Genomic DNA, 15,653 nt, shown 5'->3' with positions numbered 1-15,653 from the left:
CAGCTCCACGTGGGCGTGCGGCAACCCGCCGGGCACGGCGCCGCCTCCCTGCGGATCGTGGTGAGCCAGGCGGGAGCGACGGTCGCGACCTGGAACGACATCCGCCTCGCGCCGGGCCAGTCCTGGCAGGCGCCGGCGCTTACCGTTCCCGGACCCGGCTCCGCCCAGGTCGTCGCCTTCGACGGCACGACCGTCGTCGCGAGCCTTTCGAGCCGGTGACGGCAGCCATGAAACGCGACAGCCGCCGCAAACTCTGGCTGCGAACCGGGCTGATCATCGCCTCAGTCGCCGTGGTCACGTCGGTGGCGGCGCCGTCCGCCCCTTCGGCCGCGTCCGCCAACGGGCATACCGAGAATCGCCCCCCGTCCCCGCTGAGCCAGTACCTGCGCACCCTTCGTCTCATCAACTATTTTCCGGCCGACGGCGGCTGGCAGTACATGTGGACCCGTTGGGAGCCGCACCAGATCGAGCACGATTTCGCGGTCATGGCGAGCATGGGTGCGAACGCGGTGCGCGTCACCGTGTTCCCGGACGTGATGGGCTTTCCAACCCCGAGTCCGGTCATGCAGTCCCGTCTCTCGCAGATCATCGACCTGGCCGACGCCCACGGGCTCAAGGTGCAGCTCTCCCTCTTCGACCAGTTCACCGACTTCGCCGACATCCCGGCCAGCCTCACCTGGGCGCGCGAGATCCTCGCTCCCCTGAGCGGAAGCTCGCGCGTGGCGTTCATCGACGTGCGCAACGAACTCGACGCGCCTTCGACGATGGGTGACGCCCAGGTCTACCGGTGGCTGAACGCGCTGCTTCCCGCCGTGAAGGACGACGCGCACGGAGTCCCGGCCAGCCTCTCGGTGACCGCGCCCGCGCATATCAGCGCTCTGCGAGCCGCGCTTCGCGTCCAGCCGGACTTCTGGGACCTGCACTACTACGCCTCTGACGGTCTGGCCTACGCGTCCATGGCCGAAGCCGTGCAGGCCGCAGCCCCGCTGCCGGTGTTCGTCGGGGAAACGGGCTTCGCGACGGCCGGCTCGGGCTCCCCTCCTGGCCTGCCCGGTGGCGAGCCTTCGCTTGAGGCGTATCAGGCTCACTACTACCAAGCCGTCGAGCAGGCCGCGCTCTCGCTCGGTCTCGGCGCCGCCGCTCCCTGGACCCTGTACGACTTCACCCCGGCCGCGATACCGAGCCGGCAGCAGCCTGACCAGTACGCCTTCGGGCTCCTGCACAGCGACGGGACGCCCAAGCCGGCAGCGGACGTCGTGCGTCACGTCTTTCGCGGCGCAGGCGTCAGCGCGGACTTCAACAGCGACTTCTCACAGGCGGTGGCCACGCCGCAGGGCGAGCTGCCCGCGATCTGGCGGCTGTGGGAGCCCGACCACGCCCGCTTCGCGCTGGATCCGGCCGTCGGTCACGACACGCCGGAAGGATCGGCCCGCATCTGCGGCAGCGGCGGCGGCGACGCGAGCATGCCGGCCTTCTACACCGTCCCGGTGCGACCGCAGATCGTGCCCGGCAGCCAGTACCGCGTCACGGCCTGGGTCCGCGGACACCAGGCGACCGGCGCGACCGTGGTCAACGTCAGCTGGTTCGACGCCACGGGCGTCTTCATCAGCGGCACCGACTCTCCCAGCCTCGGCTCGGGCGACACGGACTGGACCGAGCTGGAGGCAACCGGGGTCGCCCCGCCCGGCGCCGCCTTCGCGGAGATCTGGCTCAAGAGCGCCCGCAACTCAGGCACCGTATGGTTCGATGATGTGACCTGGGCACGGTCGACGGCCTGAGCGCGAACGACGGTTAGACGATAACGGTAAGGGTGCGGTCGTGAAGATGATCCGGCGACTGTCGCTCTGCCGCTGCGGTCACGAGCGAAGCGCGCATCAGCACTACCGCCGGGGTAGCGACTGCGCACGCTGCGATTGCCGCCGATGGTCCCCGCGCTGGCGGCTGCCGGGCCGCAGCCGGGCGCGCGGGTGACCGGAACGCACCGCCGCCGTGGTCGCCGGCGGCGGCCAGCCGGGCTACCGGGACGAAGTCTCAGACTCAGTCATCGGGGAGCCGAGATGCGCCAGCGCGTCCTGGACGCTCGGGCAGATCGCCAAAACGTCCTGCATGCCCGCCACTTCGACCAAGCGCATGACGATCCTTGAGGGCACGAGGACGAACCGCTGGTTCAGCCGCCGGAACTCGTTGCTGGTGCGCAGAACGATGTACAGGCCGGACGAGTCCATGAACCGCAGGCCGGTCAGATCCAGCACCAGCGGCATCTCGCTCGTGGTGTGCCGTATCAGCGCGACCTCGAGCGCACGGGCGCGCACCATGTCCAGTTCCCCGACCGCCGTCAGCACACAGCAGCCCGCACGTTCGACGCTGGTGATCTCCAGCCCCGCGACCATGGTCCTTTCCTCCATATGTGGGCGACAACCGACAAACCCGGCAGCGCCAGGCGCTAGCGTCCACGCCTATTAACCGGAGATCCGGTGAAACTAACGCGGACAGCGGAATCATCCGGTGATGAGCCAGGTCAGGGGTCACTGTCCTAGGGAGCTATTACCATCGTCACCGTGGACAGGACGAGCGGTGACACGGCGGGCGCGGCGCCGCTGGACAGTCCAGGGCTAAGCGGTACAGGCCTGGACAAAGCGGGGCTCAGCAGTGCAGGGCCGAACAGTGCAGGGCCGAACAGTGCGCTGCTGAGCAAGACGAGCGTCGGTGTGCTGCTCGGCGTGACCTCATCGGTCTCGTTCGGCGCGTCGGGCCCCTTCGCCAAGGCACTGATCGATGCCGGATTCAGTCCGCTGCAGGCGGTCTGGCTGCGGATCGTCGGCGCCGTGCTCATCCTGATCGCGTGCAGCGCGGCGCTGCGCAGGCGCGGCCTGATCGCGATGCTGCGGCGCAACAGCGCACTCGTGACCGTGTACGGCCTGGTCGCCGTCGCCGGCTGCCAGGCGGCCTACTTCGTGGCCGCCAGCCGCCTGCCGGTCGGCGTGGCGATACTGCTGGAGTTCACCGGGCCGGTGCTCGTCGTCGGCTGGGTGCGCCTGGTGCGCCGGTGGCCGGTGCCCCGCGTCTCGCTCGTCGGGGTCGCGGTGGCGATGGCGGGGCTGGTGTGCGTGGTGCAGATCTGGTCCGGCGTCCACCTGGATCCGGTGGGCCTCGCGGCCGGACTCGGGGCGGGTACCGGCAATGCCACGTTCTTCCTGCTGATCGACCGCCTCACCGGCAGCGTCGACCCGCTGGCCCTCAACCTCGGCGGAATGATCGTGGCCGCTGTCGCGCTGGCACCGCTGGCCACCCCGTGGTCGACGCCGTGGGGCGTGCTCACCCGCGATGTGCCACTCGGCCACAGCTCGGCCGCGCCCGGCTGGCTGCTGGCCGCGTCCGTGGTTCTCGTCAGCACTTCGGTCGCCTACCTGACCGGAACGGCGGCGGTACAGCGCCTGTCCGCACCGGTAGCCGCAGGCCTCGCGTACATCGAGCCGACCTCGGCCGCCGTGATCGCCTGGGTGGCGCTGGGCGAGCGGCTGAATCCGGTGCAGATCCTCGGCGGTTCGGTCGTCCTGTTCGGCGCGTTCCTCGCCCAACGCGGCATTGCCGCCGGACGCGCGACGGACGGCGCGGCCGCGGCCGCAGCCGAGGCGCCCGGCGACGCAGTGGCCTCGACAGTATTCGAGCCTGCGCTCACGCCCTGACGCGTAGGGCAGCGCTCGGGTGCTGCCGGTCGCCGGAAGGCGCGGGCGGCACCCGAGCCGCTGCAAGACGGTTTGCGGGCCGTCAACTGATCGAGATCGGCAGCGAGGCCAGTGGTGCGGGGCCGACCGGCTGGTTGTTCGCCGCGTCGGTCAGCGTCACGTTGGCGGTTGAGGTGCCGCTGCTCACGCTCGCGGACTGCGCCGAGCTCAGCCGCACGTGAAAGACGAAGATGTCGGTCTGCCCGGCGGGAATCGCGATGGCGGGGACCGCGGTCTTGTTCAGGAAGTCGGTTCCGAAGCCCTCGACGTCGTAGGGCGCCGACTGCACGCCGCTGAAGCGCGGATCGACCACGTTCAGCGTCCCGGACGGGAACAGCGTGCGCGCCGTGCAGGAGCAATGCCCGAACGAGACGACGAGACCCACTTGCGCGTAGTCGGTGCTCGTCGGGTTGTGCAGCAAGACCTTGAACTCGACCGCCGGTCCGCCCGGGGCGAGCGCGATGCCGCCCTCTGGGGTGATGTCGATCTGGAGTCCCGTGGAGTCCCGCGGACCGCCCGCGCTGTTTGAGGCGCTGCTGATCGGGTGCACCTGGAAGTCGGCGCATGCGGTGAGCAGCGACGGCAGGTTCGTGTCGGAGGTCTGGTCCGGCGCGGTCACCAGCAGTGCCGTGGCGCCTGCGCCGGTGCATGCCTGCGAGCCGTTCGGCGCGGCGTCGAGCGCTTCGAGGAGGGCTGAGGCGCTGTGCCCGGGTTCCAGGACGACCGTCGGGATGCTTTGCCCGGACGGCAGACCGCCGAGGTACCCGCTTCGGGTGCGTGCCGCGTTTTGCAGCGTCTGCGAGCCGTGAAGCTGGGCGACGCCCGGGTAACCGCGCATGAAGCAGACGTGGCCGCCGGTGTTGGAGAAACGCAGCAGCTCGCTCTGGTGCCCGTCGCCCGAAGGTCCGGTTGCCGCGCTGATGGTCAGGACTAAGGCCGTGCACTCGGGCATCCCCGCGGGGTCGGAGGTTGAGCCGACGCCGATTGCACCGCCAGCCGAGCCGCCGCCGCTTGCGCTCCCCGCACTGTTTCCGGCGCCCGACACCGGCGCACCCGACGTCGCGGCCGGGCCGGGAGCTCCGATCGCCGTCGCGGAGCAGCCGGTAGCCACCATCATGATCGCCGCCATTGTCACGCTTGCTGCCGCCAACGCGAGGCCACGCCTGGCCCGATGTCCGACTGCATCGCTGCGGCTCCAGCTGCCGTTGCCGTTGCCGCGCGAACCCGCCATGCCCTTCGGGTCTCCAACCGCGTGCTGGCGCATCTGTCGCCTCCTGAATCTCAGGCCGTCTCGCGCGGCCTCTCATGAGTAGGAGGAGCGGACCCCCGGAACGCCAACAGAAAAATCCCAAGATTCTTTCGGAGTGCCGCCCCGAAGATCCCCGGCTCGCTCATGCGCCGTCCGGCACCGTTCGCGCTACGATTTCCCGCATGTCACGCGCACGGCTCGCGGCTACCGCGATCGGCGCCGCGACGGCTCTGCTCCTTGCGGTCATCGGCCTCGTCCTGCTGGTCAGCGGGCACGCCTCGGTGCCGAGCTCCCCTTCGATAGCCGGCGCGCTGGTGACCGGCGCGCCGACGGCCACAGCCGTGAACGCGACGACTGGCGCCCCGGAGCTCTCGGACGCGGCTGTGACCGGTACTGCGCCGACAGACTTCAGTACTGCACCGACAGTCGTCAGCTCCACGCCGAAGCACGTTCTCGCGGGCTACTGGCAGGACTTCGTCAACCACGCCATCCCGATGCCCCTCGCCGCAGTGCCCAGGGGCTACGACCTCGTGGACGTCGCGTTCGCCGCCGCAGACCCGCAGCACGACGGCGGCGTCGCCTTCACGCTGAGCCCCGCGCTCGCGCAGGCACTCGGCGGGTACACGACGCAACAGTTCACGCAGGACATCGCGACACTGCACGGGCGCGGACAACGCGTGCTGCTCTCGGTCAACAACGCCGGCGGCGCCGTTTCGATCAACTCGCCGGCCGGGGCGGCCAACTTCGCCAAGAGCATCAGCGACCTGATGCGCACCTACGGGTTCGACGGCGTCGACATCGACTTCGAGAACGGCTTCGACGTCGCCTCCACGGCCCAGGCCCTGCGCAGTCTCGCGACCCTGCATCCCGGCGCGCTCATCACGCTCGCGCCGCAGACCGGCGACATGGAATCCACCAGCGGCGCCTACTTCCAGCTGGCGCTGAGCATCAGATCGATCCTGACCATCTCGTTCACGCAGTACTACAACGCGGGCTCCATGGTCGGCTGCGACGGCGCCGTCCATGCCCAGGGCACCGAGGACTTCCTGACCGCCCTGGCCTGCACCCAGCTGCGCGGCGGCCTGAGCCCGTCCCAGATCGGGATCGGCCTGCCCGCCTCCAAGTTGGCGGCGAGGCGCGGCTACCTCGCCCCGGACCTGCTCAACAGCGCCCTGGACTGCCTCGCCACGGGCAGCGGATGCTCCGGTTTCACACCGCCCACGATCTGGCCGGCCATCGGCGGCGCGATGACCTGGTCGATCAACTGGGACGCGGCCAACGGCTACGAGTTCCTGCGCACGGTGAGCCCCCACCTGCAGTCGATGCCTTAGTCGATCAGTCGAGGCTGCTCAAGAAGTCCGTGAGTGCCAACGAGACCTGCTGTGGCCGTTCGAGGGGAGCCATGCGGGAGGTGTCCGCGAGTTCCAGGAGGCGCGCGCCCGCGATCTGTTCGGCGAGCCGATCGGAGATCGCCGCGAGCGTGGGCTCGTCGGTCAGGGCCTTGATCACCAGGGTCGGTACCTTGATCTCGGCCAGCCGCGTGCTGGCCGCAGGTTCGAGGAAGCGCTCTTCACTCGGTGCTCGACGCCACTGCCGTTCAAGCATGGCCGTGCACATGTCCATGGCCAGTCGCCAGGTCTCCGGTTCGAGCAGGTCGGCGCAGCGGCCGGGCCCGAGCAGGGAGAGCTGCAGGTTGATCTCGGCGACACCCCGCGCGTGTACCGGATCGATCCGGTCGGCGCGCCCGTCGCGGTAGGCCGCCATCACCTCCGGCGGGATGACCTCGACGATCTTCGCGGCCATGGCTGCGGTCAGCTCGGGCGGCCACTCGTAGTCGGAGAGCCCGCAGCAGATCAGCGCCAGGGCACGCACCCGGCCGGGCGCGGCCAGGGCCGCCTCTAAGCACTGAGCCCCGCCCATCGCGCACCCGACCAGGACCGCGCGCTCGATGCGCAGCGCGTCCATGACAGCGAGCACGTCCTCGTACCGGGCGAACTGCCCGACCGCGTCGTCCGAATCGCCGTACCCCCGCCAGTCGAACCGCACCACCCGGTGCGTGCTCGCCAGCGCGCGGAACTGGTGCTCCCACATGCGCCGGTCGGCGACCGTGGCATGCACGAGCACCACCGGCGGGCCGTCGCCCGCCTCGTCGTATCCGAACCGTGCACCGTTGACTTCGATAACTGCCATGGCGGCACATTAGTGCGATGCGCTTGCTCGCTTTGACGGATTATCAGGCACACGGGTCCGGCGCGGGCGGGGGTGTGAACGGCGGCGTCGGCGCGAGCCCGGGCGCGCGGGTATCGGCCGCGCATCCTCGTCGAGGGCGCGCTTCGCTTATTGAAAACGGGTTTCGGGTACGAGCGGCAGTAGTCATGCCGGTCTGTGGGAGGCGTTCATGTCGCTGACCGTTTCGCCCGAGCTGCTGGAGAAGGCGCAGCAGGGCCCTGTCGACAACGAGGATTTCATCGCCTGCGTCCGGCAGTCGCTGCCGTACGCGTGGTCGGTGGTGGCGAGGGTGGCCGAGGAGCTGGCGGCCAGCGGCGCGGCGTTCGCCGACAACCAGACGGAGCCGCCGGACGAGGCCGCGCGAGGTCAGTTGCTGCGCCTGGTGGGCAGCGACGCGATGCGCGCGGCGGTGGAGCGGCACTTCGGGGTGCGGCTGGCGTTCCAGAACTGCCACCGGCTCGCGCTGTTCAATCCGGCGGCGGTCGCCGAGCACGAGGAGTTCGTCACGCCGCGCTCGCAGATCCTCAACCAGCGGCCCGAGCTGGTCAACTGCTGATCGGCGAGCAACCAGCGGCGGCGGGGAACGCGCGGGCATGCATGCTCGTTGAGCTGGCGTGATTCTGTGGCTGCTGTCTCTTCCCGCCCTCGTGGTGCTGCTGACCGTGCTCGCAGTGGTCGAGACGCTGCTGCTGCGGCTGGGAAAGGCCGGGATCATCCCGGGGCGGCGAAAGTCGGGCACTCGGCGGGTCGCGTCGACCGGCTTCGAAGTGCTGCAGGGGCATCTGTCCGCCGGCAAGGCCCAGGAACTCAAGCAGCGCCACACCTCGCTCGTGTTGCGTGAGGACGAGGAGGCCGGAGCGCGTCCGAACTCTTATATCGACCTCGACGAGGGCACGGCGACCATCCGGCTGCGCAAGGACGGCATGAATCACAGGACGGTGTAGGTCACTGGGCGGGGCGGGTCAGATCGCGCAGGGCTGCCATGACGAACGCGGTCACGTGCGGGTCGGCGCAGCGCCCGTCCAGGTCATCGAGCGCCCAGGCCAGTTCCATGGTGCCCATCGCGAACACGCGGCCTCCGCTCGGCGCGGTTGCCCGCACCAGGTCCGCGCTGTGCGTGACACCGTCGGACCCCGGAATGCTCGTGGTCATCAACCGCACCACCTGACCTGTGAAGCAACCGGGGATGTAGGAGTCCCACTCGTAGCCGACGACACCCGGGATCACAACACCGGGCGCCAAACCGGCAGCCGCCAGCCACGGATCGCTGCGCGGCCCGACGACCGTGTAGGAGGTCGGCGGCGAGGCCAGATCGCGCTGCGCCGCCCACAAATGCTCCACTCCCATCAGCCTGCACTCGGGCTCGCCGAAAGTGCTGAAGAACCCGCTTTCCAGGCGCGGGTCGCGGACCGGATCGAGTGAGGTATCGCGCCATTGCACGATCGTTCGCCGGTCAGCGTCGTACCGCATCCGCCACTCGCCGCTGTTGGAGCCGAACATCAGGTTCGTCGCGTGCGCCAGCGCCTGGTCGAATGCGTCGCGCATCTGCTGCGTCCAGTACTCGTCGTGGCCGATCGAGAACACCAAGCGGTGGTGCAGCAGCGATCCGGGAGCCGCGTCCGTGTCGATGTCGGTCTGGTAGGAGACGTCGATGCCGTTCCGTTCCAGGAAGCGAACCCAGGGCAGCTCGAGCCGCGTGACCATGTCGTGGAACTCGGACTGGTCGAAGGGCCTATCGAACGACACCTCGAGCGCGTGCCTGCCGGTGTTGAACTGGTAGAGGCTCTTTCCGCCCCAGGGGTTATAGGCCTCCCACGTGTTCACCGGCACCTGAACCAGCACCGCCGACGCGGGAGCCGCCGGGTTCTGACGCACGATCAGCGGGACACTGCCCACGGCGCCGGCGTGCGCTCCGCTCACGATCTCGAGCTTGGCCTCGTAATAGCCGGAGGCAGCGTCGGACGGAATCGCGACGCTGTCGGTCACCCGCCACGGGGCCCTGAACAGCCCGGTGACCGATTCGGGCGTGGTCGGCGGGGGCTGTGCGATCGCTACGTGGCTTGAGCGGCAGCCCGGCACGCACGCGATTAGGCGCCCTCCGATCCCTTGGTACCACCCGAGCCGATACACGAGCACGCGGTAGCGCGAGCCTGGCGGCGCGGCTACGTGCAGCTGGAAGCTTTGCCCTGGAGCGACGCTGATTTCCGAGGCGTAGCCAGTGATCGCCGTCCCGGCGTTGGCTGGGATCTCCCAGCCGGGGGTACCCGAGCGCGAATTCTCCCGCTGCACCGGATTCGCGGCAGCGACGGAGGTCGCCCGTCGCGTGAAGGAGGTGCCGCCGCGGCTGAAGCCACTGCATCCGCTGAGGAGGAGCGCCGCGATCGTGCCACTGACGGTGAGAAGCGTCGTGCGTGACATCGCGTCAGTCGCTGCGATCGATCCCGGCCGCTTCAGCGAGCACTGCCGCTCCCCCGCGCTCGGCCGCGGACGGTCGCGGACCGCGGGAGCCGGCCGCGAGGAACGCGGTCCCGAAGAACAGCTCGGTCCAGCAGAGATCGGCCAGTTCTTCCTGCATCGCCGCGTGAATCGCGTCCCACGGGCTGCGCATGATCCACTCGTCGATGGAGGCGAAGTGGCGCACGATCGCGGTGCCGAGCTGCGCCAGCCACTCGGGCGTGTTGCCGGGGACCTTGAGATCCAGCACGACCCAGCGCCCGCCTCCGGCGAGAGCCGCGGCGCCGTGCGCGATGACCTGCGCGCACTCAGGCACCTGCGACAGGGCGTACGTGGACAGGATCGCGTCGACCCGAGCCGGGAACTCGAAGTCCGCGGCGTCGGCTTGCACGAGGCAGACGTTGCGCCAGCCGTTCGTCTCAATCCGATCCTGGGCGCGGGCGAGCATCGCGTCGGTCAGATCGACGCCGACGATCCGGCCGCCGGGGCCGATCGCCGCCTCGATCAGCGGAAAATTCAGGCCCGTCCCGCAGGCGATGTCGACCACGCTGTCTCCCGCGTGAAGGCCGAGCGCTTGTACGGCCCGCAGGCGTTGTGCCTGCTGGGGGTAGCCGGGCGCGGGGTAGAGCCGGGAGGTGACGTCGTAGTGCTTCGCCTTCTTGCGGTACGTCTCGATCAGGTGCTCTCGCGTATGGTCGGTCTGGCTCACGGTGTGCTCCTCGATCTCGCTGCCGCCGCGGTGGAACCGCGCGCCAACCTCGCTAGGACTGCGCGCCTTCCCGCGTGGCGGAGTCGACAGCGGCCTTGATCGCGACCATCTCGCGATCGCTTACCCGCTGAATGCGGCCTTTGAGAAAGCCGCTGGGGATCGCGCGCATGATGCCCGCGAGGTCAACCTCGATCCACATGGTGGCGTCTGTCTGCTTGTCATCCCGCGGCTCGAACTCCATCCCCCAGCGGGCCGCGGAGGTGCCCATAGGCCCCGCGAACGCCACTCTGTGAGGCGCCTCGACGAGGGTCACCTGCTGGCTGCGGCCGCGCGAGAGCCCGAACATCAGCTTCGCTCGCTGATCCAGCCGCGCGCCGGGCTCAAGTGCGCCGCCGTCCCGGACCCGGCATTCAAGGACGGTCGGCGCCCACTCGTGCCAGCGCCCGACGTCGCAGAGATACGCCCACACCCCGTGGACGTTGTTGTCGATGGTTAGGCGGCTCTCGGTTCGGATGGTCATCGGCGCTGTGCTCCTTCCTCCTGAAATGCGGCACGGGCGGTCAGCGCGGTCGCTATCTCGTGTGTGGTCTGGTCCCAGCCGTGCAGGGTCGAGCGCCGCTGGTGAGCAGCAGCCCGCAACTGGAGCCGGTGGCTCTCGTCACCCAGCCACTCTCCGAGCGCGGCGGCGAGGGCGGCCGGATCGCCGGGAGGGACCAGTCGGCCGGGACGGGAGCCGTCTGGCGCGAAGCCGAGGCCTTCGGGCAGACCGCCGACGGCGGCGGCCATGACGGGCAGGCCGTGGGCGAGCGCTTCGGTGACGGTCATGCCGTAGGTCTCCGACCGGGACGGCGCCACGAGCAGGTCGGCGGTACTGTATGCGTCGCTGAGCTCTGCGCTGCTCAGCACGCCGGTGAGCCGGATGCGGTGGCCGTAGCCGAGGCGCGAGATCCGGGACCGCAGTTGTTCGACGAACTCCGGGTCTCGGTCGAGCGGCCCGACCAGCAGGCAGCGCCAGTCGCGTTCAGCCAGTTTCGCGAGCGCGTCGACGAGGAGGTCCTGGCCCTTGTGGTGGGCGAGGACTCCGACGCAGAGCAGCCGGCCGCGCACGGGCCGGGCCGGTTCGGCGACGTGATCGACGCCGGGCCGGGCGACGTGCACCCGGTGGGCCGGGATCCTGTATCGCGCGAGCACCTGCTGGCGGGTCCATTCGCTGGTGACGACCACGCTGGTGGCCGCGTGGAGCACGGCGTGCTCTGAGCGTTCCGCGTCGGCGTCGTGGTGCGTGTCGAGGACGGTGGCCAGCGGCATGTGGAGCAGCACCGTCATGCCGATCCGCCCGGCGTGCGGCAGCAGCTGCGCGGCGGCGGCTGAGGCGATGAGCCCGTCGATCAGGAGGGTCTCGCCGTCCGGGATGGCGGAGAGGATGCGGGCCAAATCGGCGCGAGGGCCCGCTCCGGGTTCCGGCCACGCCCCGGCGACAGCCGCGACCAGCACGTCCCATCCGGCCTCGGCCAGTCCGGCGCAGACCCGCCGGTCGTAAATATTGCCGCCGGTGGGCCGATCGGGGCTGTCGAACCCCGCGGGGGCTACTACGTGGACCCGCATTCCGTTCCCGGCCCTCCAGAGCGTCTGCCGCACCAAGCCGGCCCCACCTGCGGCCGAGCTGAACCGCACTCGCCGCCGAACCGTCATACCTACATACAGTGGTACGTAAGAAAAGACAGTCGTGGTTCAACCCGGGACGATCGGCGGTGCGGCTGCGCCGGGCCGGACACCGCGCGGGTTCTGACAGTGAGACGGGATCGGCGAGCACATTGTCGACGGCGCTGGAGCGGGCCCGGGCGGCCGCATTTCCTGCGGCCCAGTATGTGGGCCAGGAGAGCTTCATGCAGGCGGGTGAGATCCGGGAGCTGGCTCGCCAAGCCCGGGTCGCTTCCGGGGTTTCGGTGCTGGACCTGTGCTGCGGCGTGGCCGGTCCGGGCCGGATGATCGCGGCGGAGTCGGCGTGCCGCTATTTGGGTGTCGACCGTTCGGCCGGCTCGCTGGCCACCGCCCGGGAGCGGGCCGGGCAGCTGCCCTGCCGCTTCGAGCAGGCTCACCTCCCGCCGCTGCCGCAGGGCCGTTTCGAGGTGGTCTTCCTGCTGGAGACGATGCTGGCCTTCCCGGACAAGGACGCCTTGCTGCGTGAGGTGGCGCGCGTGCTGGAGCCGGGCGGGCGTTTCGCGTTCACGATCGAGGAAGGCCGCCCGCTCACGCAGCAGGAGCGGGCCCGGATGCCCGCAGCAGACACCGTTTGGCCCATCGAGTCGGTGGAGCTGACGGCCGCGCTGCACGACGCGGGGCTGACCGTGACCTGGCAGCAGGAGCACAGCTCCTCCCATCACGCGATGGCGACGGCGCTGCTCGCCTCCTACACAGCTGATGCTCGCCAGATCGCCGACGAGATCGGGTCGCGGGCCACCGCCGCGCTGATCGCGGCCCATCGGCTGTGGCGTGACTGGCTCGGCAGCGGGCGGGTGCGCAAGTTCGCGATGGTGGCGGAGAAGAAGTGACCGACCTCGATGAGTCTTCGATGACCTCGGACTTTTCCCGCTACCTGACCGCGAAGACGACCGTGGACGATCGGGCGCTCAACCGGCAGGTGCTGGCGCAGCTGCGCCGGCTGATGCCCGCGGGCGCGCCGCGGGTGCTGGAGGTCGGCGCGGGCCTGGGGACGATGGTGGCCCGCCTGATGGACTGGGGCGTGCTCAGCGGCGGCGAGTACATCCTGCTGGACGCGGACCGGCGGCTGCTGGCTGACTCTCGCCGGTGGCTGTGCGATTGGGCGGACGCGCGCGGCTTGCGCAGCGACCTGCTGCCGGATGGGCTGCAGGTGGGCGATCTGCGGGTGCGCCTGGTGCACGCCGAGCTGGCAAGCCATCTTGAGGCGGCTCGCGGCGCGCGGGCCGATGTGCTGATCGCCAACGCCGTCCTGGACCTGGTGGACGTGCCGGCGGTGCTGCCCGGGCTGCTGCAGCTGCTCGTTCCCGGCGGCGTCTACTGGTTCACGATCAACTACGACGGCGAGAGCGTCTTCACACCCGACCACCCGCACGACGACCAGGTCATGCAGGCGTACCACCGCGACATGGACGAGCGCGTTCGCTACGGCCGGCCGGCGGGGGAAAGCCGAACCGGCCGCCATCTGTTTCAGCACCTGCGGACCGCGGGGGCGCCCGCCCTGGCGGCGGGGTCCTCGGACTGGGTCGTGAGCGCCGATCCGAACGGCGACTACCCGGGCGACGAGGCGTACTTCGTGCGCTGCATCCTCGACACGATCCGGGACGCGTTACGCGGCCGCCAGGACCGGGTGGAGCCGGGCGCCCTGGCCGACTGGCTGGCTGAGCGCAACCGGCAGCTTGCGTCGGGCGAGCTGGTCTACATCGCCCACCAGCTTGATTTCGTGGGCCGCTCGCCACGCTAGTCATCGCAGATGGCCGTCGAGCCCCTGCGCGATGAGATCGTGCCCGCCGCGCCGGGCCTTCGTGGCCAGGTAGGCGGCGTTGGCATCGGTGAGGTGCAGCGCGGTCGGAACCTGCTTGGCGATGGTGATGCCCAGGCGGGCGAGCTGAGCGCCCTTGTCCGGGTTGTTGCTCAGCAGCGCGATGCGGGTGGCACCGAGCGCGTGCAGCATTTGGGCGGCGCTGGTGTAGTCGCGCTCGTCGGCCTGGTGCCCGAGCGCGAGATTCGCGTCGTAGGTATCCAGGCCGCCGTCTTGCAGCGCGTACGCGTCGAGCTTGTCATACAGTCCGATGCCGCGGCCTTCCTGGCGCAGGTACAGCAGATAGCCGCCGTGCTCGGCGATCCGCTCGATCGCTTCGCGCAGTTGCGGCCCGCAATCGCAGCGCTGGCTGCCGAACACGTCACCGGTGAGGCATTCGCTGTGTACGCGCACCAGCGGTGGTTCGGCCGCCGCTGGCTGGCCCAGTTCGAGGGCTATGTGCTGCCGCGCATCGACCAGTCCGGTGAAGCTGACGATCGTCGCAGTGGTCGAATAGTCGTCGGCTAGACGTAGCGGGAGGCGAATACGCCGGCGGATCGCTGCCGGTGTGGCGGTCTGCGCCTGCGGCGGAGCTGGCTGGTCAGTCACGAACGGCCTCCAACTCCCGCGGCGCCGGATCGGCTCGTCTCGACTCGGCCGGTTGTCCCCGGTCGCGGCGGTGGCGCACGGCGTCGCCGAGCAGCAGGCCGGCGCCGGGCACGACCGCGACCAGCATGAGCACCGCGTAGAGCGTGGAGACCGTGACCCCGGCGGCCGCCCCGAGCCCGGCTGCGGCGAAGACCCAGGCGGCGGCTCCCTCCCGCAGGCCCCAGCCGCCGACGCTCAAAGGGATCACCGCCGCGGTCTGGATGATCATCAGCAGCGCGATCAGCTCACCCAGGGGCGCGGTGCAGCCGGCGACACGGGCCGCGACGACGAAGGTGACCGTGTGCCCGACGACGACCAGCACCGAGGCCAGGGTGAGCTGGGGCCACACATCCGGGGCCAGCAGGCCGTGGCGAAGGTCGTCGGACACGGCTCGGGCGGCTCGTGCCAGCCGTGGCCTGCCGCGGCGTGCGGCGCGTCTCACCAGCAGCGCGGCACATCCGGCTGCGCCCGCCGTACCCGCCAGGACGTAGGGCAGAGCAGGCCGGATCGGCGATGGCAGGGTCAGCAGCACGCCTGCGGTCAACACGGCCTGGATGACCTGGCCCCACAGTCGTTCCCAGGCCACCGCGCGCAGCCCCCGCACCACGTCGCCAGCGCGCCGACCGTGCGTGACCGCGCGGTTTACGTCGCCGAGGACTCCGCCGGGCAGCACGGAGTTGAGGAACAGCGAACGGTAGTAGGCGCCGACCGCGGCCGGGAGGCCGATGTCGACGCCGAGTGCCCGGGCGACGACCCGCCACCGCCAGGCGCAACACACCGAGGTGGCGAAAGTGAGCGTGACAGCGACCACGACGGCCTGCCAGGTGACCGCGCGCAGCCCGTTCTCGAACGGCGCCGCGCCGACCTGCCGCCCGAGGAACCACAGCACGACGGCGCCGCCCGCCAGGCGCAGCAGGGGTGAGCCGAAGCGGCGGACGCCCGGGCCGATTCTGGCCGCAACCGTGTACAAATCAGCCACACCCGTTTACACGCACTGGCCAGACCCACAGTTCAACGAGACGCACAGTTCAACCGGCCCTCCTGGGGTAGCGTTGCGGGCGCCCGCGCCCGGTCGCGGTGAACCAGCGTGACGGCAGGCCCGTTCTCCGCACGAGGAAC

General features: G+C 70.2%; 17 protein-coding genes. 8 read left to right on the top strand and 9 right to left on the bottom strand.

What is annotated here, in order from left to right; translation table 11 throughout:
* Window positions 1–219, top strand: a 219-nt coding sequence (locus VFB40_RS12640; RefSeq protein ID WP_324850204.1) for a hypothetical protein, incomplete at its 5' end; no start/stop codon positions are given.
* Window positions 220–227: 8 nt separating this feature from the next.
* Window positions 228–1,778 (top strand): hypothetical protein, encoded by a 1,551-nt coding sequence (locus VFB40_RS12635; protein ID WP_324850202.1) that lies wholly within the window; start codon window positions 228–230, stop codon window positions 1,776–1,778.
* A 237-nt stretch (window positions 1,779–2,015) separates the two neighbouring features.
* Here the strand turns inward: VFB40_RS12635 and VFB40_RS12630 are convergent, their stop codons facing one another.
* Window positions 2,016–2,390: an STAS domain-containing protein gene (locus VFB40_RS12630; RefSeq protein WP_324850200.1), complete on the bottom strand. Its 375-nt coding sequence runs from the start codon at window positions 2,388–2,390 to the stop codon at window positions 2,016–2,018.
* Between the two features lie 168 nt (window positions 2,391–2,558).
* Here VFB40_RS12630 and VFB40_RS12625 point away from each other — a divergent pair, with 168 nt between their 5' ends.
* Window positions 2,559–3,686, top strand: a complete 1,128-nt coding sequence (locus tag VFB40_RS12625) for an EamA family transporter (protein WP_324850198.1) — start codon at window positions 2,559–2,561, stop codon at window positions 3,684–3,686.
* Between the two features lie 82 nt (window positions 3,687–3,768).
* Here the strand turns inward: VFB40_RS12625 and VFB40_RS12620 are convergent, their stop codons facing one another.
* Complete coding sequence (locus VFB40_RS12620) at window positions 3,769–4,677, bottom strand: DUF4232 domain-containing protein (RefSeq protein ID WP_324850196.1); 909 nt, start codon at window positions 4,675–4,677, stop codon at window positions 3,769–3,771.
* 479 nt (window positions 4,678–5,156) lie between these two features.
* Here VFB40_RS12620 and VFB40_RS12615 point away from each other — a divergent pair, with 479 nt between their 5' ends.
* On the top strand, window positions 5,157–6,305 hold the full coding sequence (locus VFB40_RS12615; protein WP_324850194.1) for a glycosyl hydrolase family 18 protein: 1,149 nt from the start codon (window positions 5,157–5,159) through the stop codon (window positions 6,303–6,305).
* 4 nt (window positions 6,306–6,309) lie between these two features.
* Here the strand turns inward: VFB40_RS12615 and VFB40_RS12610 are convergent, their stop codons facing one another.
* Window positions 6,310–7,164, bottom strand: a complete 855-nt coding sequence (locus VFB40_RS12610; RefSeq protein ID WP_324850192.1) for an alpha/beta fold hydrolase — start codon at window positions 7,162–7,164, stop codon at window positions 6,310–6,312.
* Between the two features lie 208 nt (window positions 7,165–7,372).
* On the opposite strand from VFB40_RS12610, the gene VFB40_RS12605 reads away from it, so the two are divergent.
* Window positions 7,373–7,759 (top strand): SCO5389 family protein, encoded by a 387-nt coding sequence (locus VFB40_RS12605; protein WP_324850190.1) that lies wholly within the window; start codon window positions 7,373–7,375, stop codon window positions 7,757–7,759.
* A 58-nt stretch (window positions 7,760–7,817) separates the two neighbouring features.
* Window positions 7,818–8,147, top strand: coding sequence for a DUF6191 domain-containing protein (locus tag VFB40_RS12600; protein WP_324850188.1), 330 nt, complete (start codon window positions 7,818–7,820; stop codon window positions 8,145–8,147).
* Window position 8,148: 1 nt separating this feature from the next.
* On the opposite strand, the gene VFB40_RS12595 is transcribed toward VFB40_RS12600, so the two are convergent.
* The 4 genes from VFB40_RS12595 to VFB40_RS12580 are packed head-to-tail and all read right to left on the bottom strand — an operon-like array spanning window position 8,149 to window position 11,971.
* Window positions 8,149–9,621 carry a N,N-dimethylformamidase beta subunit family domain-containing protein gene (locus tag VFB40_RS12595; RefSeq protein ID WP_324850186.1) on the bottom strand — a complete coding sequence of 491 codons (1,473 nt, stop codon included), beginning with the start codon at window positions 9,619–9,621 and terminating at the stop codon, window positions 8,149–8,151.
* A gap of 4 nt (window positions 9,622–9,625) precedes the next feature.
* Window positions 9,626–10,366, bottom strand: a complete 741-nt coding sequence (locus VFB40_RS12590) for a methyltransferase domain-containing protein (protein WP_324850184.1) — start codon at window positions 10,364–10,366, stop codon at window positions 9,626–9,628.
* Between the two features lie 52 nt (window positions 10,367–10,418).
* Window positions 10,419–10,886 (bottom strand): SRPBCC family protein, encoded by a 468-nt coding sequence (locus tag VFB40_RS12585; protein WP_324850182.1) that lies wholly within the window; start codon window positions 10,884–10,886, stop codon window positions 10,419–10,421.
* Window positions 10,883–11,971, bottom strand: coding sequence for a glycosyltransferase family 4 protein (locus VFB40_RS12580; protein ID WP_349261456.1), 1,089 nt, complete (start codon window positions 11,969–11,971; stop codon window positions 10,883–10,885). The genes VFB40_RS12585 and VFB40_RS12580 overlap by 4 nt, the downstream gene beginning before the upstream one ends.
* A gap of 281 nt (window positions 11,972–12,252) precedes the next feature.
* On the opposite strand from VFB40_RS12580, the gene VFB40_RS12575 reads away from it, so the two are divergent.
* Together VFB40_RS12575 and VFB40_RS12570 are read left to right on the top strand one after the other, a co-directional pair.
* A complete protein-coding gene (locus VFB40_RS12575; protein ID WP_324850178.1) occupies window positions 12,253–12,918 on the top strand; it encodes a class I SAM-dependent methyltransferase in 666 nt (221 codons plus the stop codon).
* A 20-nt stretch (window positions 12,919–12,938) separates the two neighbouring features.
* A complete protein-coding gene (locus VFB40_RS12570; RefSeq protein ID WP_324850176.1) occupies window positions 12,939–13,829 on the top strand; it encodes a class I SAM-dependent methyltransferase in 891 nt (296 codons plus the stop codon).
* Here the strand turns inward: VFB40_RS12570 and VFB40_RS12565 are convergent, their stop codons facing one another.
* Both VFB40_RS12565 and VFB40_RS12560 read right to left on the bottom strand, forming a co-directional pair.
* Window positions 13,830–14,495, bottom strand: coding sequence for a GTP cyclohydrolase II (locus tag VFB40_RS12565; RefSeq protein ID WP_324850174.1), 666 nt, complete (start codon window positions 14,493–14,495; stop codon window positions 13,830–13,832).
* On the bottom strand, window positions 14,488–15,513 hold the full coding sequence (locus tag VFB40_RS12560) for a lysylphosphatidylglycerol synthase transmembrane domain-containing protein (RefSeq protein ID WP_324850172.1): 1,026 nt from the start codon (window positions 15,511–15,513) through the stop codon (window positions 14,488–14,490). Before VFB40_RS12560 ends, VFB40_RS12565 begins: the two co-directional genes overlap by 8 nt.
* Window positions 15,514–15,653: the final 140 nt, after the last annotated feature.

Origin of the sequence: Actinocrinis sp. (genome assembly GCF_035650855.1) — a bacterium.
Taxonomy (GTDB): domain Bacteria; phylum Actinomycetota; class Actinomycetes; order Streptomycetales; family Catenulisporaceae; genus Actinocrinis.
Note: the sequence above shows the minus strand (reverse complement) of the source record. Positions and strands in the feature narration are given on the sequence as shown.